This is a genomic window from Novosphingobium sp. (genome assembly GCF_039595395.1).
Taxonomy (GTDB): domain Bacteria; phylum Pseudomonadota; class Alphaproteobacteria; order Sphingomonadales; family Sphingomonadaceae; genus Novosphingobium.
The window spans coordinates 631,254-652,952 of the sequence record NZ_JBCNLP010000006.1; the positions used below are offsets into that span (position 1 = coordinate 631,254).

A 21,699-nucleotide genomic window follows, 5' to 3' on the forward strand; every position below is an offset into this window, starting at 1 on the left:
GCCAGCGATGGCGCAGGCACACACTCAGAGCCCGGCCGCGCAGGTGATCGAAGTGCCCGGTTTCGCCGATTTTCTGGCGGTGGAGGGCAAGACCGTCTGGGCCACCAACCGGGGCCGGGTGGAGCATTGGTCACGCAAGGGCAAACTGGGCGAAGTGGCCATGGCGCATCCTTGCGGGGCCATGGCGCTGTCTCGCCACACCTTGTGGGTGGCCGATTGCCAGGAAGGCACGCTCAAGCGGATCGATACGCGCAGCGGCACCATCACCGCCACGATTGCCACCGGCATCGCCAACCCCAAGGGCGAGCTGAATGTGGTGGAAGGCGCGGGCTCGATCTGGGTGGCCAGCGATGAGAAAGGCGTGGTGGCGCGCATCGATCCGGGCAGCAACCGGGTGGTGGGCAGCATCACGGTGGATCCGGGTACATTCTATCTGGCCTTCGGTTATGATGCGCTCTGGGCGGTGAGCAGTGAGCAGCAATCGGTGCAGCGGATCGATCCGCTGACCAGCAGGGTGACCGCCAGGACGGCGCTTGGCAAGGCGCCCGGCTTCCTTGCTGTCGGCGAGGGCGCTGTCTGGGTGCAGGAGCAGGGCGATGGCACTCTGGCCCGCATCGACAAGGACAGCGGCGCGGTCTCTGGCCGGGTGAAGGTGGGCGATAACCTCAAATGGGGCGATATCGATACGGGCGGCGGCAAGGTGTGGCTGCGCACCACCGATGATCAGCAATTCGCCGTGATCGATCCGGTGACGCTGGCGATCCGCGCGCGCGTGGGTGCCGCGGCGGGCAGCGGGGCTCTGCGTTACACCAAGGCGGGCGTGTGGACCTCCGCCCATGACCAGCACACGTTGTCATGGTGGAAAAAGCCCAGGAAGATCGGGAAGTAAGGCATCCGCCTGCCGGAGATGGACCACCGGCAGGCGATGCTGTTTCAGCGATTGGATGCGAGGCGCATGACCACAGGCTTGTCGGCCAGAGCGCTGCGGGCCTCGATCCGGCTGCGGATATCGGCCAGCACCTCGGCACGGCAGGCACGGGCCTGATCCTCCAGCGCGAGATGGATGCTGGCCATCTTCTCACCGCAGACGGCGCGGGCGGCCTGGTCCATACGGATGGCAAGCCGTTGCTGGCCTTGAGGCGTGGCCAGATCGAGGTCGCTGAGCTGCAGGATGACCTTGTCCTGAGCGAAGGGATTGCTGTTGGTGGCGGCCGATGTGCTGCTGCCCAGCATCAGCGCGGCCATTATGGCCGCAGGGGCCATCAGGCGGGTGTTCATGCATCATCTCCTGCAAAGCGTCGCTCTTTGGCGACTGCGCGCATCATAGCCTGCGGGGCGGGAGATAGCCAGAAGAAGCGGCCTGATTGTTCAGCGTTGCCGGTTTCAGCGTTGACCGATGGTCAGGGCGGCAAGACCGGTGGTGTGGCCCAGCAGGCCGATCGGCAGCTCGGCCATGATGGGGGCGGTCTGCCCTGTAACGGTGATCTCGATCCGGCGGGCAAAGGGCGGGGCCCATTGGTGCAGGGTCTGGACCGGCACGCGCGCGCGCCAGTTGCGATGGCCCTTCACCGGGACGGCATGGCCTGCGATCTGCACAGCGGCGGCGGGATCGTCGCGATGGCCGGAGACCTGCAGGCAGATCTCGCCATGGTCTGTCACCAGCCTTGTGCCGGGCGCGGAGGCCATGGCGGGGGCTGCAAGGCCGGTGGTCAGGGCCATGGCCAGCAGGGGGCTAGTCCAGCGCAATGCCGGCCCTTTCGAAGAAGCGCGCCACCGGGGCCAGCACATCTTCATGCTGCTTCCAGCGCGCCACCGCATCCTTGTAGAGCGGGCGGCGCACCTGCGCGGCGCTGGGGGTGGAGACCGGCGCGCTGTTGGTGTGAAAGTTCAGGCAGGCCTCGTCCCAATCCAGCCCGCAATGCGCCAGTAGACGGCTTGTCTGGCCTTCCTGATCCGCGACCAGATCCTCATAGCGGACATCCAGCACGCGGCCCGGCAGAGCCTGGTGCCAGAAACGCATCAGCCGGTCGAAACGGGCGTAATAGGCGGCGATATCCAGCAGATCGTAGCTGTAATCATAATAGCGCGAGCTGATCGCGAAGAGATTGCGGAAATTGCTGAGCACCGTATCCATCGGATGGCGGCGCAGGCAGACGATCCGCGCCTGCGGAAAGGCCCGCGCGATAAAGCCGACATAGTGGAAATTGCCGGGAAACTTGTCGGTAAAGCGGCGGCTGGTGTCGCGGCGGTGGTGGCTGGCGATGCGCAGATAATCATGGCCGATCGCGCCTGCATCCCTGATGGCGGCAGCGGCGATGGTTTCAGGATCGAGAATGACCGGGCTGCGCGTGGCCGAGGCCTTTTTCACCGCCAGCGGCATGGCCTGCAGTTCCCCGGCGCTTTCAACATCGGGGTGCGAGGAGAGGATACGGTCGATCAGCGTGGTGCCGGTACGCGGCATGCCGATGACGAAGATCGGCGAATCCTGCGGGGCATCGCTGGCGGGGGCGGCGGCCAGTTGCGGCCAATGCGCCTCCATGGCGTCGAAAGCGGCGGCATCCTGAGCGAAGCTGTAGGGCAGGGACTGGCGATAGGCCTTGTTCACCGCGCAGAGTTGCGCCAGCGCCTCTTGCGCCCTGCCGACATCCTCCAACTCCTTGGAGAGGGCATAGCCCAGCAGCAGCTTGCTGCGATCATCGCGCGCCTGGGCATGGGTGCTGGTGAGGCGGTCGATATGGTTGGTGTCCGGGCTCTGTTTGCGCAGGCTGGCCAGCAGGTGGTGGGCGCGGGCATGGCCGGGCTCCAGCGCGATCAGCGTTCCGAGCGCAGTGTCCGCCGCATCGACGCGGCCCAGAAAATTGAGCGTCACCGCCTGATTGTAGAGATATTCGCTGTTGCGCGGTTCCAGCCGGACGGCCTCGATGAAATGGGGCAGGGCGGCGGCGTGATCGCCCAGACGGGCATAGACGCAGCCCATCGTGTCACGGCTGAGGGCATCGCTGGGGGGCGTTGCTTCCGCTGCCTGCAGCATGGCCGCCGCCTCGCCATCCTGACGCAGCATGATCAGCAGTCGGGCCAGTTGCGCGCGATATTCGCCTTGAGCGTCGAGCGCCACCGCCTGCTGAAGATGGGGAAGGGCAAGGCGAATGCGGCCCGAACCCGCCTCGGCGATGCCGAGCAGGAAGTGCCCCTCGGCATCCTTCGCATCGTTGGCGACCAGCGCTGTCGCATGGCGCTGCGTACCGGCAAGATCGCCCCGGCTGAGCGCGCCGCGCGCCGCGCTGACCAGCTTGGCGCGCAGGCTCGTCATGCCGGGGCGTCACCGCTGGGTTGCAGTGCGGCCTGCTGCCGGCGCTGTCTGTAGGCCTCGATCAGGGGCTGGAAGGGGAAGAGGAATTGCTCCACGATGCTCAGCCGCTTGCGCTCATCCTGGCCGACCACCGAGGATTCCCCGCTGCGGAAGGTGCCAAAGATACGGTCGATCAGGATCAGCGAATTGCCGTAATTGCAGCGCGTGCTCTCATAATCGGTCGAGTGATGCAGGCTGTGATGCTGGATGGTGGTGAAGAAGAAGGAATAGAACCACGGCGGATCGGCGCGCACATTGGCATGGGCGAAGGTGGAGACCACCGTCATGACGGTGAAGGCGCAGAACAGGGCCTTTTCCTGAATGTCGAACAGGGCCAGCACGCTCAGGCTGATCAGGAACAGCTCGATGGGGTTGCCCACCGCGCCCTTGGCGGCGTTAAGCTGGGTGATGTGGTGATGCGGCGCATGGGTCAGCCAGAAGGGCAGTTTGTTGTGCATCAGGCGATGCATCCAGTATTGCCCGAATTCCACGATAAACACCGCCAGCGCCACCTGCGCCAGAAAGGGCATGTTTTGCGCCCAGAGCGTGGTGATGCCCAGTTTCAGCTTCAGCGCCTTGAGCGGATCCTTGGTCAGCGTGTCGGAAGCCCATTCAATCGCCGTGGCGCCCAGCACGACATAGAAGAGGTCGGTGAAGAACTCCTGCCAGTTCATGCGCCAGCCCTCGTGGCGTTCATGCACGAATTCCAGCCCCAGCACGATCACGGTGATCAGCGGGCCGATCACGATGATGGTCCATCCATTGTCGACCAGCACCTTGGGCCCCATCGACCAGAACAGCACCACCATGGCGACCATGGCGGGCGGCACCAGATTGAACAGCCTGTCTTTCATGTCTCGCTTCCCCGCGTGTCGCATGGCAAGGACTCTGCCCTTGATGCGCTGCAGCAGAGTGAGGCAGGGCAGGTCATCAGGGCAGATGCAAATTTGCGATGAAAGCCATAGGGCTGATCTATGCCCCCTTTTTCAGGACCGACGCTGCGCACGGATCCGCCTCACCACTTCATCGAGGAAAAGCTGGGTCGCCGTATCGCGCGCCGGTTCGGCGCGGGCCAGCAGGAACAGCTCGTAGGACGGCTCGAATTCGGCATGCAGGATCGGCCATAGCCGACGCTTGGCCACCTCCTCCTGTACCGCCAGGATCGGCAGAAAGCCGATGCCCACGCCCTGCAGGATCAGGCGGCGGGCCTCATTGATGTCCTCGGCCATGCCGCTGACCTTCTTGCCCAGACGGTAGCGGCGGCGCAATTGGGTGATGGTTTCGATCTCATCCTCGCCGGTGAGCACGAAGCCTTCATCCTTCAGCTCGTTCAGCCGGCCGACGCGATAGCCGAAAAGGCGATGGTTGCGCGCGCAATAGAGTTGCTGGCGTTCGGTGAACAGCGGCTCATAGATCAGCGAGCCGCGCACATTGTTGTCATAGCCCACGCCGATTTCCACCTCGCCCTGCTCGATGGCGTCGAGCACCTGCCGCCAGGGAGAGACGCGGATCTCGATATGGATATCGGGGTTGCGGACATGGAAGCTGGCGATGGCATCGTCGAATTCGGGGGAGACCAGCCCGGAAATGATCTGGATGCGCACAATGCCTTCCACCCGCTTGGTGGCCTGGGCGATCTGATGCGGCATCATCCGAGCCGATTCGAGCATATCCTCGCACAGCGTCATCATCGCGCGGCCCGCCGTGGTCATTTCCACGCCCGTTGCGGTGCGGTGAAGCAGCGTGGCGCCCACGCTTTCCTCCAGCCGCTTGAGCGCGGCGCTGATGCTGGGCTGCTGCCGGTTGAGCTGCCGCGCCGCCGCGCCGATTCCCCCCGCGCGCACGATATCCACGAAGGTGCGCATCAGATTCCAGTCCACGCGGCTGGCGAATTTCTTGTCATTGATCGGCATAGGGGTGCTCGTTTCGGGCCAGACAGACGGAAACTCGCGGAAATTCCCAGGGGATGCACTGGGGCATAGAGCGTATCTATGCCATTCATAAGATATTGGCCTCTGGCGTGATGGGGGTGCTTTTATGAAGCTGCCCTCAGATCATGAGGGAAAGCTTATGGAAGCGGTTCGCGTCGGCAACAGGCTGATCGGGGCTCAGGCACCGGTGACAGTCGGGTGGGAGAACATCCCGCGCGTGGAGGGCGGCCCGCTCAAGCGATTCGTCTTCACCTGGTTTCAGCCCACGATGCTCTTCGCGCTGATCCTGTTCTGGTATTATGCGCCCAATTCCATCGCCAAGACCTCCACCGCGGTGGGGATCGGCATTGGTTTCAAGGTGCTGCTGCTGGGGCTGGAATGGGTCAATCCGCGCTATCGCAGCTGGCGGCTGACCTGGAAGGAGCTGGTGACCGATCTGTTCTATGTCGGGCTGGGCTATACGCTGGTGCGGCTGGTGAACGGCTATATCGGCTCGGGCGTGATGACCAAGGCGGTGCAGCATGCCTTCGACTGGGACAAGTTCACCTGGTTCATGGGGCTGCCGCTGCTGGTGCAGGCCTTCCTGATCTCCTTCATCTTCGATTTCGGGCAGTACTGGATGCATCGCGGCATGCACAACTGGTATCCGCTGTGGCTGCCCCATTCGGTGCATCACTACATCACCCAGCTCAACATCAACAAGGGCGCGGTGGGCAATCCGGTCGAGATCTTCCTGATCGGGCTGGGCGTGGGCGGCTTCTTCGATTTCCTGCCGCGCGCCGCGCTGCTGGCCGGGGCGATCGGCATGGCGGTCAGCACCTATCAGCATATCAATGTGCGCTTCAACACGCCGCGCTGGTGGCGCTTTGTGTTCAACACCACCGAGCATCACAGCGTGCATCATTCGCAGGATTTCGAGGCGAGCCGCAGCAATTACGCCGGCACCTACATCTTTATCGACCGCATGTTCGGCACCTGCATCGACGGCGAGGCCGAGTTGCTGGGGATGGAAGGCGGCCGCCGCATGTCGATCCGCGAGCAGATGACCTATCCCTTCACGGAAGGGTGGAAGACGCTGAAGGAACGCTTTGCCCGGCCTGCCGAGGTGATGCCCGCCGAGTGAGGCGCACTCTTTTGAAGGACTTGATGTGAAACGGCATTGGTTCGACTGGATCTGGCATGTCACGGGCAGCCTGCCGCTGGCCCCTGGGCAGTCGAGCGAGGAGGCTTTCGGCAGGCTCGATCCGCTGTTCCGCCAGAGTGGCACCACGCGCTCCCGCATGGGTGACACGCTGACCTTCCGCAAGAAGGATCAGGCGGCGCAGGACAGCATGTCGGTCTTCGATGGCGGCGTGTTGCAGATCAGGGATGAGGCGGCCGGGGGTGTGCTGCATTACCGCCTGACCAGCCGGGCCCTGTTGTTCTGCTTTTTGGCGCCCCTGCTGTTTCTTGCCTTTGCGCAGTTGACCATCGCGCTTGGCCGATGGGAGAAGCCGGCGGCGGAGGCCACGCGCGCGCATAAGGAGCAGAAGAAAACAGTCGAACTGCCGCAAAATCCGATCGACAAGGCGCTGGGCGCACCGGCCCCGGACAAGCCTAAAAAGGATGGCACCGACCTGTCCGAGGGGCAGGACAAGAAACCTTCGCCTACCTCAGCCTACGTGTTCGCGGCGATGTTTGCGGTACTCTATGTGGTCGGGCGGGTGCTTGAAGGCAGGCTGGTCAGATCGTTATTCGGGAAAAAGCTGCTTGGGATGCCTGATATGCTGGCTACGGCGGCGGCAGATTGAGACATGCGAAATCGTCGCGATGAAACCGGGCCTTGCGCACGACCATCGACGTTTCTGTGCTGTCCAGGAATGTAGGCTGGCGCAGCGTCGATCAGATGATCGATTGTTCTCATGTCGATTCGACCTGAAGCACGATGCGCGTTCTCCTCCTTCTTCGTAATGGCTGACCCTTTACGAACAGGTGGCGGGACAGATGGGTAAGAGGGTCCGATCGAAGGGAAACACATGACCCAGGATGGAGTTGTTAACCCGCTCGAAGAGCAAGGGGAAAAGCGCGAGTTCAGAACTTTGTTGCGCAGCATGCTGCAGATGGTGGCGCTTGCATTAGAGTGTAGAGCGAAGGGCAAGCTATTATAACACTGCTGCAAAGTGTGACCACATGCTCGATGATTACGGGGCAATGTTCAAACGGACTTTCCTGAAGTCTCCTGTGCTCCCCCCGGGGGTTTGTCAGGCAAAGTAGTATCCCTTTTCCAGATGCCGTTCTCGACCAGCGCACCAATGCGAACTCGTGGCCGAGATCCCGTTTGCTCGATTTACTCAATCTTTGAGTTTTACTACTGCTCCCTAGGCTCGGACCGCCTGAGGCTGGTGGTCTGGGCCTTGCTTCGGCCCGGCGCGCTGGTGGCGCCGGATGAGTTTGCCATCATGATCCGGGGGATATTCCCGATCCTGCTGTGCGGCATGCTCTCGTTGTAGTGTCTACGCTACCGCTCCAGCTTTTCGCAAGCGTCTTGCAGGGAAAGGAACCAGTGGGCGTTCAGACATTCGCTCCTTAGCTTGCTGTTAAAGGCCTGGATGAACGCAAGGTCGGTAGGCTTGCCAGGGCGGGAGAAGTCCAGGGTCACGCCCCGCTGGTAAGCCCATAAAGCCATGTCGCGAGAGATGAATTCACGGCTATTGTGTCCTGATTGTCTTGGGGTAGCCAGGCGATCTGGCAGGCCTTTTCCAGTGTCGCGACCACGTCTTCACCGCGATACGAAGCGGGGATCGACCACCGGCGAGACGCGCTAGAACATGTCCACAACGGTCACGATGTTTAGTTTCCGGCCTGTTGCCAGTAAAGTCCATCGCGCAGATGTTGTTCGAATGCACGGCTGCTGAGGTCAGCCACAATCCGCTTCAGGCATGCATTCTCGTCTTCCAGCTCCTGTAAGCGCCTCATCTCTGTCGGCAGAAGCCTGGCGTATTTCTTCTTCCAGGTGAAATAGGTCGCCTGGCTGATCCCGGCTTTCAACAAACCTCTGCCACGAGCGCCCCTTTCTCGCCTTGTTTGATGACGAACGCCTTTTGCGGGTCCGTGAACTGCGATGCTTTTATGTGACGAATCCTCGTCCAGCCAAGGAAATCTACGGCGCAAAACCCCAGCTCAAATGGGCCATTTCAGAAAGCAGAGTATCTGAGATGGCTGGATTCCAGAAAATATGCTTTTGTACTTCCGCAAGTAAATAATATATAAAAAATTAAGTCTTTATAAATGAATTATATTAAAATTAAATGGCTTATCTGGTTTTAATTAAGCTATCGTGAAATAATAATAACAATCTCGTCCCTATCGGCAGCGGCATCCGAACGCGATTTTTGTGCGCCTCTTAACCATGTTCCAAGGCTTGGTTCACCCAGGGACGGTTTCATAGAATGACCTACCCTTTCCAGGCGGTCCAGGCATTATAAAAAATATATATCACGGACTAGAGAAGCCAAATTCTGGTCATGTCGATCTTCGATAATCGAGGTGCCTTGCTACTTAGAAGTTGACCATGCTGACCTAGGAAGGTCATGGGGCACCAACTATGCCTTCGCGACAGGCATTTGATAGGGGGTTTGATGAAATTCGGTTATGCTTCGCCGCGTTTGGCGAAATTTCTGTTTGCGTCCACGATCAGCACTATGGCGCTTTGTTCCGCGCAGACAGTCTGGGCCAACTGCACCACCACCGGCACCACTGTGGTTTGTGATGCCTCCGCGCCCAATCCTTACACAAATCCGGTCAGCGGCACCAACATCACCTTGAATCCCGGCGCGCAAGTCCAGCCGGTCGATCCTTTCGCCGGCGCGGCACTCGGCTATGACAGCGTCCTCCTGAGCGCAGCAGGCCAGCTCAACGCGCAGACCGGTAGCAGCATCGTCAACACCTTTGGCGGTAAAGCAGTGGTGGCCGGCGCCGGTTCAACCGTCAACATGGGGGGCACGATCACCGCGACCAATGGGGGCACCGGCGTCAATCTGGGGCAGGGCGCCACGCTCTTCCTGGCCCAAAGCGGCGACATAGAGTCCTCCGCCCGCGTTGGCATCACCCCCAACAACAGCAGCGCGATCCTGGTGACCGGCACCGGCACGACCGTTCAGGTTTATGGCATCTTGCGCAATTCGTCCACATTCGGCGGATCGGCGATCAACATGATCTCGACCGACTTCTTTGCTAACACCGTGCGCGGCACCGGCACCATCAGCATCGCAGCGACCGGCCAGGTGCTCACCAACGGGGCCAGTTCGCCCGCAATCATCCTGACCAGTGGGTCGACGTTGAACATTGCCGGGCTGGTGCGCGCCTACACCTCTTCGAACGCGATCGACTATCGCGGCACGGCGGGTGGCGTGGCCACGGTCAACGTGCAGGCAGGCGGCACCGTGCAATCCAGCGGCATGCCCGCGATCATCGGTAGCACTGGCGCGATGAACCTGACGATCGCCGGAACGATCAAGACCGGAGGCGCGGCCACCGCGGTCCAATTGGGCGGCGGTGATGATGCGGTGACGCTGGTCACCGGCGCTTCGGTCGATGGCGCGATCGATGGCGGCGGCGGCACCAACACGCTGAGCCTGACCGGCAGCGGTGCAGGCCAGTTGGGCGTCACCCGCAATTTTGCCGATGTGGCGATCAATGCGGGCACATGGACGCTCTCCGCCCCGCTCGGCGCCACAGGCGGCATCACCATCGCTTCGGGCGCCACAGGCATCGGGGCGGCCAGCCAGTGGGGCAGCAACCTGGTCAGCGATGCCGGCACGCTGGTGTTCAACCAGGGCGTCGATGAAGTCTACAGTGGCACGCTCACCGGATCGGGCCAGTTGGTCAAGAGCGGCACAGGCACGTTGACGCTGGGCAATCAGAGCGGCTTTACCGGCACGACGCTGGTCTCTGCCGGGCAACTAGTGATGGCCGGAGCGATGCCGTCGGTTGTTACCGTCGCGAATGGGGGCACACTGGCGGGCAATGGCAGCGTGGGCGGCCTCAGCCTGCAGTCGGGCAGCACCGTCTCACCCGGCACGGGCAGCAGCGTGGGCACGCTGGCTGTGACGGGTAATTTCGCGCAAGGGGCGGGCTCGATCTATGCCGCGCAAGTGGTTGGCAGCACTGCTGACAAGATCACCGTGACCGGCACCGCCACGCTGGCTTCTGGATCGAAGCTGGTGATCACCACGCAGAACGCAGTTCTGGGCAAGAGCTACACACTGCTGAGCGCCAATGGCGGGGTGAGCGGTCAGTATACGGCGGTACAGAGCGATGTTGCCTACTACCGCCTGACATATAACACCGACAGCGTGGTGCTGACCTTCGGCCGGTCGAATGCAGCGATGCTGGCGCTGGCGCAAGGCGCCAATCAGGTGGGTGTGGCCAATGCGCTGGTCAGCCTGCCGTTCAGCAACACGCTCTACTCGACTCTCGGCCTGGCGCCGGATGACGCCACCGTGCGCGCGGCCTATCCGCAACTGAACGGCGACCTGCATGGTGCGGTGCGCGCCGCGATCCTGCATACGGCCGATATGCTCACCGAAGCGGCGCTGACCCGCAGCGGCAAGCACCAGACCGGGCTGCACCTGTGGGGGCAATTGCTGGGTAGCACAGGCAACAGCACGGGCCTTGGCGGCGCTGCTCCCGTGTCGCGTCAGAGCTATGGTGGGGTGATGGGGCTGGAAGACGGGCTCGGCTCTGTCACGGTGGGGCTGGCCGCAGGCTATCTCCATACGCGGCTGGCCGCCGCCACGGGTACGGCTGGCGTGAATACGCCGCAGGTGCTGGGCTATGCGCGCGCGGCACTCTCCGGCCTGTCGTTGCAGGGTGGTGTGGGCTATGTCTGGGCATCGAACCACGTCTCGCGGCAGATCGCTTTCGCCGGCTTCAGCGATGCCGATCAGGCCAATTACAAAGGTGATGTGCTGCACGCCTTCGGTGAAATTGGCGTGCCGGTGGCGCTGAGTGGCGGAGCGGTGACACCTTTTGTCGCGGGACGGGTCTATCGCCTCGCCACCAATGGCTTTGCCGAGCAGGGCGGCGCGGCGGCGTTGCAGGGGGCGGCTCGCACCAGCTGGTCGGAAATGACCGAGGTGGGGGCGCGGCTTGCCACGCCCGTGGTCGGGGCCATTTCGGCGCAGGGCCGCCTGGCGTGGCAGCACCGCTACGGCGCTGCGCAGGCCGACACGACGCTGGGTTTCGTGGCAGGCGGGCAGAGCTTTGCCGTGACAGGTGCGGATCTGTCGCGCAATGCAGCGGCTTTTGATCTGGGCTTGGGCTGGGCTGGCGCGAAAGGTGTCACGCTCGATGTCGGCTACCACGGCGTATTAGGCGATCGGGGGGCGGATCATGCGGGCCGTGTGACCCTTTCGTTGGCGTTGTAAGAGGGGATCGCCGGGGGGGCAACCGCTCACCCGGCGATTAACTGGGCAAGATCGGAATTCGGGAGGAAGGCCTGATTGGCCCCCGCCGGGTGGTCCGGCGTGAATGTTGGTGCATTGTAGTCTCCAGCGCCATTGCCGTGTGCAGGTGACCGGAGCGGAACAGGAGTGCGGCAATGGCGATGTTGCTGTTTCGCGCGCCGGTGAGCAGTACTCGAGGGAGCTATGAGGGCGCACTGAGTTGTAATGGCGCCGCATCGCCTCGGTCAAGGTATAGAACCTTTGAGAAGTTCATCACGCATCGAGCTGTTGAGGGATTCACAGCAGCCGTTCTCCCACGGGCTCCCCAGGCTGATGTAAAGCGTCTTGATGCCGTCCTTGGCCAGCCATTCCGTAACTGCCGTTGCGAAAAATTCAGGGCCGTAGTCGGATCTGATATGCGCTGGCGGTCCACGCGTGACGAACAGCTCGGTCAGTGCTTCCAACAGATCTTCGCTGCGCAACTGTTGTGGGGATCAGAAAGGCAGCCTCCCTGCTCCGGATCGTGCATAGCAGACGATCGTTCAGCATGGATCAGCGTGGCGTTTCAGCCATTATCCGTAATCCCAGTCCTCAACGCATCTGCGGATCAAACAAAATAGCCTGCCCGCAAGGGGATCGCCGCCGCGCCGACCGCCGCCGAGCGCGAGGTGACCTCGGCCGCTACTGCACGCGACATGGGAGGACCGGCATTGCGCCGATGTGGCATGATATCCTCGGCCCAGCGGATGCTCTGGGCGATGCGCTGGGCGAGGGGCGGTGGCAGGCGCCCGCCCAGCACGACAGCCTCGCAATCCAGCACCTGCCGGAACATCGAGGCCAGAAAGGAAAAGGAGGGTTCGGCCCAGGCCACCCATGAGGAGATGCCCGGCCAGTCATCCCGGTAGCGCTGGACCAGATCGCTCACGTCGCGGGTTTCGATGCCTTCGCGGGCCAGCGCCGCACGCAAGGATTCCAGATTGGGCACCGGCAGCCCGGCGAATTTGTCGAGCATACCGGCGATTTCGCCCGCATTGCCGAAGCGCCCGCGATGGAGTTCGCCATTCAGGATCAGGCCCGCGCCCAGCCCATGGGCGACGTTGATATAGGCAAAGCTTTCCGCCCAGCGGCCCACGCCCAGCAGGCGCTCTCCCACGGCGGCGGCGCTGGCGATGTTCTCCACCACCACATCAAGGCCGATGCGCGCCTCGGCGATGGTCTGAATATCCTTGAGCGCCCAACTGTCCAGCGGCGCCGCCGGGTTCATCTTGCTGCCATCGCCGGTGAAGAAACCGGCAAAGGCGATGCCCAGGCCGAAAATGGCATTCGGCTCGAAGCCGTGCCCTTGGCCTTCCTCTGCGATAAAGTGTGCGAGCTGGTCCAGCACCGCCTCGCAATCCATGCCCGCGACGGTGACGTCACGCGTGGCCCGCACCTCTCCCGCAAAGTCCAGCAGCACCGCCTCGGCAAAATCGGTCATGACCGAGAGGCCCACCGTGCCCAGCGCCCCGGCGCGCAGCCGCACCATGGTGCTGGGCTTGCCGGGGCCATGGGCGACGCTTTCGCCCAGATCGATCAGCCCGCGCGCCGCCAGATCCTCGGTGGCGCGGAACACCGCCGTGCCCGAAAGGCCCGTGAAGCGGATCAGATCGGAGCGTGAGACCGCTCCCTCGCGCCGGATCAGGCTGAGCACCAGCCTTTCACGGTCGGTCACCGTGGCGAGGCGGACGGGCCGGAAGCGTTTGTCGCGCATGGAATCCTTGATCATGCAGTTACTTATAACGGGAAACGGGCAGGGAAGAAGTTCATTTCATGCGGTGTCATATTATTCCTTCCGTCTCAATCGCTGCCGGGCGCGGCGAAAGGTGTGGCAGCGGCATGCGCCAGAGGGAATTCGGTGCGCGATATCGGGACAATCGTGCCATCCGGCATGCGCGGCGCCTCGGTGGGGGAGAGCAGCAGGCCGTTATCGCGATCGTAGCGGAAGGTTTCGATCACCGTGCCGGTGGTGACGCGCAGCACGCCATGCTCCAGATCGTCGCTGACCTGCACGGTCTGCGACGCATGGCCATCGCAGGCCACGCTGGCGCCCGAGGCGAAGCCTTGCCCCACAGGGCGGATCAGGCAGTTGCCGCCCGGCAGTGGCGCGGTCAGCTTCAGCCAGCCTTCCGGCGTAATCGTCTGGGTGTAGGCAGGGCGCCCGCGGTTGTCGATCGTGGTGAAGGGCTCGCCGGGGGCGTAATCATGGGCGGGCAGGTGAAAGCCGGTGGCGCCCGCCTGATTGTGCTGCAGCAGGCCTTCCGGGCTGAGGTAGTAATGGCCGATCTGCGTGCCGATGTTGAAAGGCCAGCGCAGATGCATATGCATATGCGGCGGGGAATCCTTGTGGCCATGGGGCTCGTTGGTGTCGAAGCCCATGATCTCGATCACGCCGAGCCCCTCACGCGCGACATGCTCGCCAAGGCCGATTTCACGAATGGCTTCGCGCTCGGCGAATTCCAGCACATTGGCGGCCTCGCGCTGGACCTTGGGCAGTGGCTTGCCCGCATAATCGCCCGCCAACCGCGCAGGATCGGCATGTTCGAAGCGCAGCACCATGCCCGGCTCGACGATATGGGTGGAGAACTCCCCCGTATCGACCAGATCGCCATGCAGCGGCGCGAGCGCGACCAGCAGCCTGTTGCCCTCGCGGCGGAAGGGCAGATCGGTGGTTTCCAGCAGCACACGGCGCATGCCGGGCTGGCTGTCGAACGCAAGTTCGAGCGAGCGCTGTGCGGGCACGCGCAACTCCACCAGCGTTTCGCGGGCATTGTCGCGCTCGAAACCCGGATCATGGCCGACCACGCAGGCCGGGCAACTGACCGGGTCCAGCACCACCGCCGGGCCCCTGGTGGGCTTATCCTTCACGAATTTCAGCACGAGATGGACCATCGGGCTCTCGGCCTCCGCCGGGGCTGCCGTGGTGAGCGCCGCAAGGGCGCCCGCCAGCAGAAGGGATCGCTTCATCATAGTGCTGCCCCTCAGAACTTCATCGTCACGCCGGCCCACAACTGGGTGCCGATGTTGTAGTCATCCGCCGCCAGCTCCTGATGCGGGCCCATGGCCGAGCGGAAGCGCTCGCCTGTCAGGTTCGAGCCTTCGAACAGCAGGGTGACGTTGGGGCGGAGCTCATAGCGCGCGGTCAGGTCGAACTGGTGGCGGGCCAGCACATAGGTGTCCTGCCAGGTGTAAAGCCCGGTCTGGAACAGCGTCTTGCCCTGCGCATTGGCGGAGAAGGCCAGCTGGAACTTGCCATAGGTGTAGAACAGCGAGGCATTGGCGATATAATCGGGCTGGTTGACCAGATTGCCCAGCTGGCGCGTGGCGCCGGTGCTGTCCAGAATGGTGAATTTGGTCCACATTTTGGTGACATTGGCGCTCATGCCCAGCGTGCCGAAACGCTCGGGCAGGATCGGCAGTCTGTCCTTCTGGAGGTTGATTTCCAGCCCGTCGACATGGGCCGAGCCGCCATTGGTCACCTGGGTGAAATTGCCGACATAGGTGGTGCCTGCGTAGGTGTAATTGGCGGAATAGGCGCGGTTGTAGAATTCGTCGCGCAGGTCCTTGTGGTAGTACTGCAGGCTGAGCAGGCTGTGGTGGTTGTCGAAATAGAGGTCCAGTGCGGCATCGTAATTGGTGGTGCGGCGCGGCTTGATTGCGGCATTGCCCAAAGTGATCGCGATCTGACCATTGGCGGGCTGGCCCACCTTGGCCAGCAGGCCATAGGCCGATTGATCCGGGCGGCCCAGCGTTTCGGTGAAGGCGGCATGGGCGATCAGATTGTCGCGGATGGCATAGCTGGCCAGCACCGAGGGCAACCAAGCGTCATAATGCGAATTGTCCGTCACCGGGGCATAGGTGCCGTTCGACACCTGCTGGAGGTTCTCGATATGGTTCCAGGTCCGCTCGCGGCGCAGGCCCGCCTGTGCCTTGAACGGTCCGCCATTGTAGACCGCCTGAAGGAAAGCCGCCCCGGTCTGCTCGCGGAAGGAGAAGCCATTGGCGTTGTTGGCCGTGGTTTCGTCGATGGCGGTGAAGGAGGAGAGGTTGGCGCTCAGCACCGCATTGGCGGCGCTGTGGTCGATCACCGGCACCGATGTACCCCAGGAGGGGATGCTCTGGGTGAGAGAGGAGGCATTGCTCAGGTTGAACTGGGTGGGCGTTTTGGGATCATACTCGACGTAATGCTCGCCATAGCCCGTCTTGTTCTGGGTGAAGCGCAGACCGGCGCGCAGGCCCAGCCCGTGATCATTGGCCCCGGCATTCCATGACAAGGTGGGATGCAGATCGACGATGTTGTTGGTTTCGTTGAAGTCGATGTAGCGGAAATAGGTCGAGCTGTAGGTTGAGGAGGCCGTCAGCAGCCCCGGATTGTCGAATTGCAGCGTGGGGACGAAATTGCTGCTGTTGTAGCCGCCCGAGATGGCGGGCGTGGTGACCGCCGAGACCGAGCCGCTCGCCGAGACCGAATTGTTGGCCGAATATTTGATCATGTTGCGATAGAGGTGGCCGGTGGCGCGGGAATAGGCCGCGTCCAGATCCAGCTTCAGATTGTCGCTCAGGTCGAGGTGGTTCTTCCAGTTGAGGATCAGCGTGCTCTGCTTGATCGGCTGATAGGTGAGGCCGATCTCCACATCGTTGATCGCATAACGGCCCGTGGTGGCGGTCTGGTTGGCCGGGGCGCCCGTGCCGGTGGCGCCGGTGCCCGCGATCTGGCTGGCGCTGCGCGTCACCAGATCCTCATAGCGCGTTTCGGTGCTGGTCGAGCCGTAATAGCCCGCGAAAAGGCTGCTTTTGAAGCCGCCGTCGGTTTCGAATTCAGCCTTGCCGGACACGCTCCAGTGCTCAAGGTGATCGTCGAAGGAATAGGCCTGGAAGCGCGTGGGCACCGCGCCCGAGGTCGATTGGGCAGGGCCTGCCACCGATCGTCCATTGGCATCGTAATAGGTCCAGCCGGCATTGTTCTGATTGGTGGCGCCGGGCACGCCTACGGTGCTGCCGTTGGAGGAGGACCAGGTGTTCTGGTAATCCGCCGCCAAGGTCAGCCCCAGGCGCGAGCCGCCCAGATCGAAGCGGTCCGAGACGATGGCGCTCAGCCGCTCGGAGGGATGGCGGCCGCTGATCGAGCCGCCCGAGCTGGTGTCCAGCCCGCCCATGGCCGACATGTTGGCGTAGAAGGGTTTTTTGCTGTCGAAGGCGCTGCGGGTCACCATGTCGATCTGGCCGCCCAGCGCCTGCGGGTCATATTCGGCGGTGACCGATTTCACCACATCGAGGCGGCTCATCAGGCTGGCAGGCAGCAGATTGAGGTTGAAGGCGCGGGTGATGCTGCCCGAGGAGAGGGCTGCCGTGTCGATCGAGGCGATTTCGCTGCCGTCGATGGTCACCAGATTGTATTTGGCATCGAAGCCGCGAATGGTGGCGCGCTGCACCTCCGAGCGGCCACGGTTGTTGTCGGTGAGCAGATTGACCGAGACGCCGGGGATGCGGCGCGCGGCCTCGACCACGGTGGTGTCGGGCAGGCGGCCAATATCATCCTGCGTGATTGAATCCTTGATGGTCAGCGAGCGTGCTTTCTCATCGATCGCCGCGCGTTGCGCCTTGCGGGCGCCGGTGACGACAATGTCCCCTGCCGGTGAAGTGTCCGACGAAGGTGCTGCGGCGGGCGCCTCTGCGGCCCAGGCCTGCCCTGAATGCAGGGTCAGTGCCGCCATCATCGCCACCCCATAGGAAAGTGATCGCTTGGAAATCCTGTCGTTCATTGCTGTGCGTGCCCTCGGTGCAATCCTGTGCTGACGGGCCATATATATCATCATGTATGATATTATTGTGACAAGCTCCCGTCATAATTCGCGGTTACAGGCCGACCATGCCGCAGATGCAGACCTCCCCGAGCGGATACGCGCAGCACAGGAGCCTCACGCGGCGCCCGATGCTGGCCTATGCCCTGATTTCCGGAGGCCCTGCCGCGATCACGCCCTTCGCGGCGGTCTGGCTGCATGGCCAGGGCATTGCGCTGCCCATGCTGGGCATCTGTCTTGCCGCGCCTTTGATGGTCCGCCCTTTGATTGCTGGTCCCCTGGCCGGCTGGGTGGCGCGCTTTGGTTCGCCATGGGGGCCGATGGCGATTCTCTGTGGTTTGGCCGCGCTGGCTGCCATACTGGGCCTTCGGAGCATGCCGTTGCCTGCTTCCCTCGCGATCTGGACCTTGGCCAGTCTGGCCGCCGGGGCCTGCATCCCGATTTTGGATGCAACGATCCTGTCCTCTGCGAGCGGCACCTCCCATGCTTCCCTGTTGCCACGGGCCAAGAGTGCCGGGGCTCTGGCCTTTCTCTCCGCCAGCCTGACCATTGGTGTCTGCTCCGCCCGCATCGGGCTGATGGCGATCATGCTATGGGCGGCGGCAAGCGGCGTCATGGCCGCCCTGTATTGCGCGTATTCCGCGCTGCGGCGCGGCGAGGCCGTGCAGGCACAACCCGATCATCCCTCGGCGGTGCAAACCCCGGTCACGCCCGCAGGACGGGGATCGCTGGCACTTGCTCTTTGCGCGGCCGCCTTGATCGAGGCATCGCATGGACTGCATGCCGTCGCGATGATCGGATGGAAGGCGCGGGGTTTGGGGCCAGAGATCAACAGCGCGCTTTGGGCGACCGGTACGCTGTGCGATGTGATCTTTCTTGGGTTGGCCGGGCCTCTGTGCCATCGGCTCGGATCGTCCCGCCTGTTGATGGTGGGGGCGGGGGCGGCCATGGCGCGCTGGGCAGGCTTTGCCATGGCGCCGGCGCTGCCATGGCTCTTTGTGCTGCAAGGGCTGCATGCGCTTAGTTTTACCGCAACCTGCCTGGCCTCGGTGCAGATCGCGCAGGCCTTGGCGCATCGGCGCAGCAAGCTTGGCTACCAGATCCTGACCTGGGCGACCTCGACGGGGCTGGCCGGGGGCGTGGCGGTGATCACCTCCGGGCCGCTCTACGCGAAATTTGGCGTGCAGGGTTATTGGCTGATGAGCGCGCTGGCTGGGCTGGGGCTGGCAAGCGCCTTGATCTTTGACAGGGACTTTTCGAGTGCCACCCGGCAACGCCGCCTGCCGGGCCTGCACAATGCCGAGCGCGGAGGTGAGAGGCGCGAGCTTTCGCCGATCTCGATCTGAAAACTGATTGTTGACCCTCTATCAGCCCCGAATTTCGGATTCACGGATCAGAGCAAGAAGATCACGGTTGCAGCCAGAGCGCGGGCGGAGAAGACCGTGGGACGGCGATCGTATCGACCTCGAGCGAAAAGATTTGCATTTGCTCGTTTGCTGCGCCTTCGCCACTTTCGATCAAAGGGAAGTCGCATCGGGCTACCAGCGCCTGACCGATCGTGCCGCGGGGCCCTGCCTCTTCGTTCGGTGGTTGGCTGAGAAGGCCGCGCTATGCTGGCGGAAATGATCACGGGGACGACGGCCAGGCCGTTCCGTTTCGAGAAATGTCTGCCCTTCGGGAGAGCATCATGCTCAGCAACCCGATGCCGGTGGCCGCAACGACGGTGATGGCCGCGCCGCGCGCGGGGTCGGAGGTCAGCGTCCCCCCCCATGGCGCAGAGCGCACCGATGGCCATCTGCACCGCGCCATAGATGCCGGATCCCGAAGCGGCGGCGACCGGATTGACATTGATGGCCAGCGTCAGGGCAGGCGGCCCGGACAGGCCCGCGCCAAAGAGAAACAGCGCCAGGGCCATGACCAGTGCCGCCACGGTCAGATGGCCGCTCAGGACCAGCAAGAGGAAGCTGGAGGCGCTGGTGGCAACACAGATCCCGCCCGCTATCAGCAGGGTCACGGTGGGGAGGCGATGCGCCAAACGGCTGGCCACGATGCTGCCGATCCAGATCCCCGCGCTGCCGATGGCCAGCACCGGTCCGATCCGGTCCGCCGTAAAGCCGAATTGCCTCACCAGAATAAAGGGCGCGGCCGCGATCAGCGCATACATCGATGTGGTGAAGCAGCCGCCCGCCAGCGAATAGGCCAGAAAGCGCGGGGTCACCAGCAGCCGGAGATAATTGCGCAGCACCGTTTTGCCATCGACATCGCCCTGATCGCCATCGGGGATCAGCCACCATGTTCCGCCCAGATTCATGGTACCCAGCAGCGCCAGCAGGGCAAAGATCATCCGCCAGCCGAACAGGGCCGCAATGGTCCCGCCGACCAGGGGGGACAGGGCCGGGCCAAGCGTGATGACCAGATTCATCATGGCCTGACGGCGCGTTGCTTCCTGCGGCTGGCAGCCGCGCCGGGCGATGGCTCTGGCCAGCACGATCCCCACGCCGCCGCCCATCGACTGCACCAGCCTGATCAGAATAAGCGCGCCGACCGTTCGCGCCATGCCTGCGGCGATGCTGGCCAGAATATAGACGCACAGCCCGGCGATCAGCACCCGGCGCTGCCCCAGCCAGTCGGCCAGCGGTCCATAGATCAACTGCCCGGCGGCCAGGCCGGTGATGTAGACACTGACGGTCAGTTGCATGTCGCGCGCGCTGGCGCCCAGCGTATGCGCGGCAAAGGGCAGGGCGGGAATGAAGATATGGGCCGTCATGATGGCGCCCAGCGCAATCGTGCCCAGCAGCCAGAGTGGGGCGGGCTTGACCCTTGGCTGGCGTCCAAAGCCGAAAGCGCAGTGTGTTACGGCAGGGGGCGGGGAAGGGATGGTCAAGAGGTCTCCCCTTCCGCATGCAGGCGGCCAGCCATGCCGGGCGAACGAGCGCCCCGCCGGCAAGGCTGATGCTGGATGATCGACAAGCGAGCCGGGCGCGGTGAGGGCAGCGCCCGGCTCCTATCTGTCGTCAGGCGGGAATGCGCTGGTCTTGCTCACGCTCCTGCATGGAGCCGAGCAGGCGGCGCGTCTGGTTCACCGCGCCATCGCTGGCGATGCCCACAAAGCCACGGTCGGGCGCATCGTTGATCCGCTCCTGCTGGGCCTGCAGCGTGACCTCATCCTCGGTGATCGTGTCGAAGAACTGGTCGAACAGCACTTCGGGCACACCGCTGTCGCGCGGGGCTGTGGTGCAGATCGTCCAGAGGTAATGGGTGGTGGTGTCGGTCTCGGGCGTGATGAAGTGGTTGTTGGCCAGCATGAAGCCATGGTCGCGCTTGCCTTCATAGGCGCCGGTACCCGCATCGCAGCCGCCCGCATTCACCCGGCAGGTCATGCCGCGCCCCGGTTCGAAGCGCACCTCCTGCCAGCGGTCGACGCGGCCCTTGAAGCCACCGGCATCGACATAGGATTTGGGCGGCACCGAGTTGGGCATCTTGCGCAGCAGCGTCACCTTGCGGCCATCGAACTCCACCTGCGTGTCGGCGCCGTAATGCTGTTCCGGATTGCCGCCGATGGTGCGGGCGTGGATGTAGGGGACGTGGGTCAGGTCCATGATGTTGTCGATCAGCAACTGCCAGTCGGCCTTCACATGGAAGTTGAAGGGCTTCCACGTCCAGCGCTGATCATTGTGCTCGGGGTTGTCGATGATGGTCGAGGGATCGGCCAGCGCGGGCTCGCCCATCCAGATCCAGATGACATGGTCCTTTTCCACCACCGGATAGTGGCGCACATTGGCGGCGGCGGGGATGCGCTGCTGGTTGGGAATGCGCGTGCAGGTGCCCTTGCCGTTGAATTCCACGCCATGGTAGCAGCAGCGGATGATGTCGCCTTCGACATGCCCGGCGCTGAGCGGCATGGCGCGGTGGCTGCAGCGATCTTCCAGCGCGGCGATCTCGCCCTGCTCGGTGCGGAACAGCACCACCGCCTCGTTCAGGAACTTGCGGCCCAGCGCCTTGCCGGGGGCGATTTCGGCGGCAAAGGCCGCGACATACCATGTGTTACGAATGAACATGCCGATCTCCCGAATGGCTTGGTCGTTGGGGCTATCGCCCCATTCTTGTTGTGGATGAGAGTATGGTGGAGCCCGCGGCCCGACCAATCGCAATCTCAT

At 63.2% G+C, this 21,699-nt stretch carries 15 protein-coding genes and 2 pseudogenes; 5 read left to right on the forward strand and 12 right to left on the reverse strand.

Features of this window, described 5'->3' with window-relative positions:
- The first annotated feature begins 7 nt into the window (after nt 1-7).
- Nucleotides 8-889 (forward strand): YncE family protein, encoded by an 882-nt coding sequence (locus ABDW49_RS22825; RefSeq protein ID WP_343615524.1) that lies wholly within the window; start codon nt 8-10, stop codon nt 887-889.
- Between the two features lie 44 nt (nt 890-933).
- On the opposite strand, the gene ABDW49_RS22830 is transcribed toward ABDW49_RS22825, so the two are convergent.
- The 5 genes from ABDW49_RS22830 to ABDW49_RS22850 form a co-directional block, all read right to left on the reverse strand.
- Complete coding sequence (locus ABDW49_RS22830) at nt 934-1,278, reverse strand: UrcA family protein (RefSeq protein ID WP_343615525.1); 345 nt, start codon at nt 1,276-1,278, stop codon at nt 934-936.
- Nucleotides 1,279-1,383: 105 nt separating this feature from the next.
- Nucleotides 1,384-1,746, reverse strand: coding sequence for a hypothetical protein (locus tag ABDW49_RS22835; RefSeq protein ID WP_343615526.1), 363 nt, complete (start codon nt 1,744-1,746; stop codon nt 1,384-1,386).
- Nucleotides 1,733-3,310, reverse strand: coding sequence for a sulfotransferase (locus ABDW49_RS22840; RefSeq protein WP_343615527.1), 1,578 nt, complete (start codon nt 3,308-3,310; stop codon nt 1,733-1,735). The genes ABDW49_RS22835 and ABDW49_RS22840 overlap by 14 nt, the downstream gene beginning before the upstream one ends.
- Nucleotides 3,307-4,203 (reverse strand): sterol desaturase family protein, encoded by an 897-nt coding sequence (locus tag ABDW49_RS22845; protein WP_343615528.1) that lies wholly within the window; start codon nt 4,201-4,203, stop codon nt 3,307-3,309. The genes ABDW49_RS22840 and ABDW49_RS22845 overlap by 4 nt, the downstream gene beginning before the upstream one ends.
- A gap of 132 nt (nt 4,204-4,335) precedes the next feature.
- Complete coding sequence (locus ABDW49_RS22850) at nt 4,336-5,262, reverse strand: LysR family transcriptional regulator (RefSeq protein ID WP_343615530.1); 927 nt, start codon at nt 5,260-5,262, stop codon at nt 4,336-4,338.
- A gap of 157 nt (nt 5,263-5,419) precedes the next feature.
- Here ABDW49_RS22850 and ABDW49_RS22855 point away from each other — a divergent pair, with 157 nt between their 5' ends.
- Together ABDW49_RS22855 and ABDW49_RS22860 are read left to right on the forward strand one after the other, a co-directional pair.
- Nucleotides 5,420-6,403 (forward strand): sterol desaturase family protein, encoded by a 984-nt coding sequence (locus ABDW49_RS22855; protein ID WP_343615532.1) that lies wholly within the window; start codon nt 5,420-5,422, stop codon nt 6,401-6,403.
- 157 nt (nt 6,404-6,560) lie between these two features.
- Nucleotides 6,561-7,070 (forward strand): hypothetical protein, encoded by a 510-nt coding sequence (locus ABDW49_RS22860; RefSeq protein WP_343615533.1) that lies wholly within the window; start codon nt 6,561-6,563, stop codon nt 7,068-7,070.
- A gap of 557 nt (nt 7,071-7,627) precedes the next feature.
- Here ABDW49_RS22860 and ABDW49_RS22865 read toward each other — a convergent pair.
- Nucleotides 7,628-8,390: pseudogene (locus ABDW49_RS22865) on the reverse strand (integrase core domain-containing protein).
- A gap of 570 nt (nt 8,391-8,960) precedes the next feature.
- Here ABDW49_RS22865 and ABDW49_RS22870 point away from each other — a divergent pair.
- Nucleotides 8,961-11,687, forward strand: a complete 2,727-nt coding sequence (locus tag ABDW49_RS22870) for an autotransporter domain-containing protein (RefSeq protein ID WP_343615535.1) — start codon at nt 8,961-8,963, stop codon at nt 11,685-11,687.
- 109 nt (nt 11,688-11,796) lie between these two features.
- Here the strand turns inward: ABDW49_RS22870 and ABDW49_RS22875 are convergent.
- The 4 genes and pseudogenes from ABDW49_RS22875 to ABDW49_RS22890 all read right to left on the reverse strand — a co-directional run.
- Nucleotides 11,797-12,193: pseudogene (locus ABDW49_RS22875) on the reverse strand (integrase core domain-containing protein); the annotation flags it as partial.
- A gap of 119 nt (nt 12,194-12,312) precedes the next feature.
- Nucleotides 12,313-13,455, reverse strand: coding sequence for an ROK family transcriptional regulator (locus tag ABDW49_RS22880; RefSeq protein WP_343615537.1), 1,143 nt, complete (start codon nt 13,453-13,455; stop codon nt 12,313-12,315).
- Between the two features lie 86 nt (nt 13,456-13,541).
- Complete coding sequence (locus ABDW49_RS22885; RefSeq protein WP_343615539.1) at nt 13,542-14,711, reverse strand: hypothetical protein; 1,170 nt, start codon at nt 14,709-14,711, stop codon at nt 13,542-13,544.
- 11 nt (nt 14,712-14,722) lie between these two features.
- Nucleotides 14,723-17,503: a TonB-dependent receptor gene (locus ABDW49_RS22890; protein WP_343615541.1), complete on the reverse strand. Its 2,781-nt coding sequence runs from the start codon at nt 17,501-17,503 to the stop codon at nt 14,723-14,725.
- Nucleotides 17,504-17,673: 170 nt separating this feature from the next.
- Here ABDW49_RS22890 and ABDW49_RS22895 point away from each other — a divergent pair, with 170 nt between their 5' ends.
- Entirely contained in the window at nt 17,674-18,888 is a 1,215-nt protein-coding gene (locus ABDW49_RS22895) for an MFS transporter (protein ID WP_343615542.1), read from the forward strand.
- 47 nt (nt 18,889-18,935) lie between these two features.
- On the opposite strand, the gene ABDW49_RS22900 is transcribed toward ABDW49_RS22895, so the two are convergent.
- Together ABDW49_RS22900 and ABDW49_RS22905 are read right to left on the reverse strand one after the other, a co-directional pair.
- Nucleotides 18,936-20,426 carry a multidrug effflux MFS transporter gene (locus tag ABDW49_RS22900; RefSeq protein ID WP_343615543.1) on the reverse strand — a complete coding sequence of 497 codons (1,491 nt, stop codon included), beginning with the start codon at nt 20,424-20,426 and terminating at the stop codon, nt 18,936-18,938.
- Between the two features lie 130 nt (nt 20,427-20,556).
- Nucleotides 20,557-21,600, reverse strand: coding sequence for an aromatic ring-hydroxylating dioxygenase subunit alpha (locus ABDW49_RS22905; protein ID WP_343615545.1), 1,044 nt, complete (start codon nt 21,598-21,600; stop codon nt 20,557-20,559).
- Nucleotides 21,601-21,699 lie beyond the last annotated feature (99 nt).

Excerpts from the sequence above, each read along its gene's own strand:
- ABDW49_RS22895 (WP_343615542.1), top strand. The coding sequence starts at position 17,674 with ATGCTGGCCTATGCCCTGATTTCCGGAGGCCCTGCCGCGATCACGCCC.
- ABDW49_RS22890 (WP_343615541.1), bottom strand. The coding sequence starts at position 17,503 with ATGAACGACAGGATTTCCAAGCGATCACTTTCCTATGGGGTGGCGATG.
- ABDW49_RS22850 (WP_343615530.1), bottom strand. The coding sequence starts at position 5,262 with ATGCCGATCAATGACAAGAAATTCGCCAGCCGCGTGGACTGGAATCTG.
- ABDW49_RS22880 (WP_343615537.1), bottom strand. The coding sequence starts at position 13,455 with ATGCGCGACAAACGCTTCCGGCCCGTCCGCCTCGCCACGGTGACCGAC.
- ABDW49_RS22870 (WP_343615535.1), top strand. The coding sequence starts at position 8,961 with ATGGCGCTTTGTTCCGCGCAGACAGTCTGGGCCAACTGCACCACCACC.
- ABDW49_RS22860 (WP_343615533.1), top strand. The coding sequence starts at position 6,561 with ATGGGTGACACGCTGACCTTCCGCAAGAAGGATCAGGCGGCGCAGGAC.
- ABDW49_RS22905 (WP_343615545.1), bottom strand. The coding sequence starts at position 21,600 with ATGTTCATTCGTAACACATGGTATGTCGCGGCCTTTGCCGCCGAAATC.
- ABDW49_RS22885 (WP_343615539.1), bottom strand. The coding sequence starts at position 14,711 with ATGATGAAGCGATCCCTTCTGCTGGCGGGCGCCCTTGCGGCGCTCACC.
- ABDW49_RS22845 (WP_343615528.1), bottom strand. The coding sequence starts at position 4,203 with ATGAAAGACAGGCTGTTCAATCTGGTGCCGCCCGCCATGGTCGCCATG.
- ABDW49_RS22830 (WP_343615525.1), bottom strand. The coding sequence starts at position 1,278 with ATGAACACCCGCCTGATGGCCCCTGCGGCCATAATGGCCGCGCTGATG.
- ABDW49_RS22855 (WP_343615532.1), top strand. The coding sequence starts at position 5,420 with ATGGAAGCGGTTCGCGTCGGCAACAGGCTGATCGGGGCTCAGGCACCG.
- ABDW49_RS22840 (WP_343615527.1), bottom strand. The coding sequence starts at position 3,310 with ATGACGAGCCTGCGCGCCAAGCTGGTCAGCGCGGCGCGCGGCGCGCTC.
- ABDW49_RS22825 (WP_343615524.1), top strand. The coding sequence starts at position 8 with ATGGCGCAGGCACACACTCAGAGCCCGGCCGCGCAGGTGATCGAAGTG.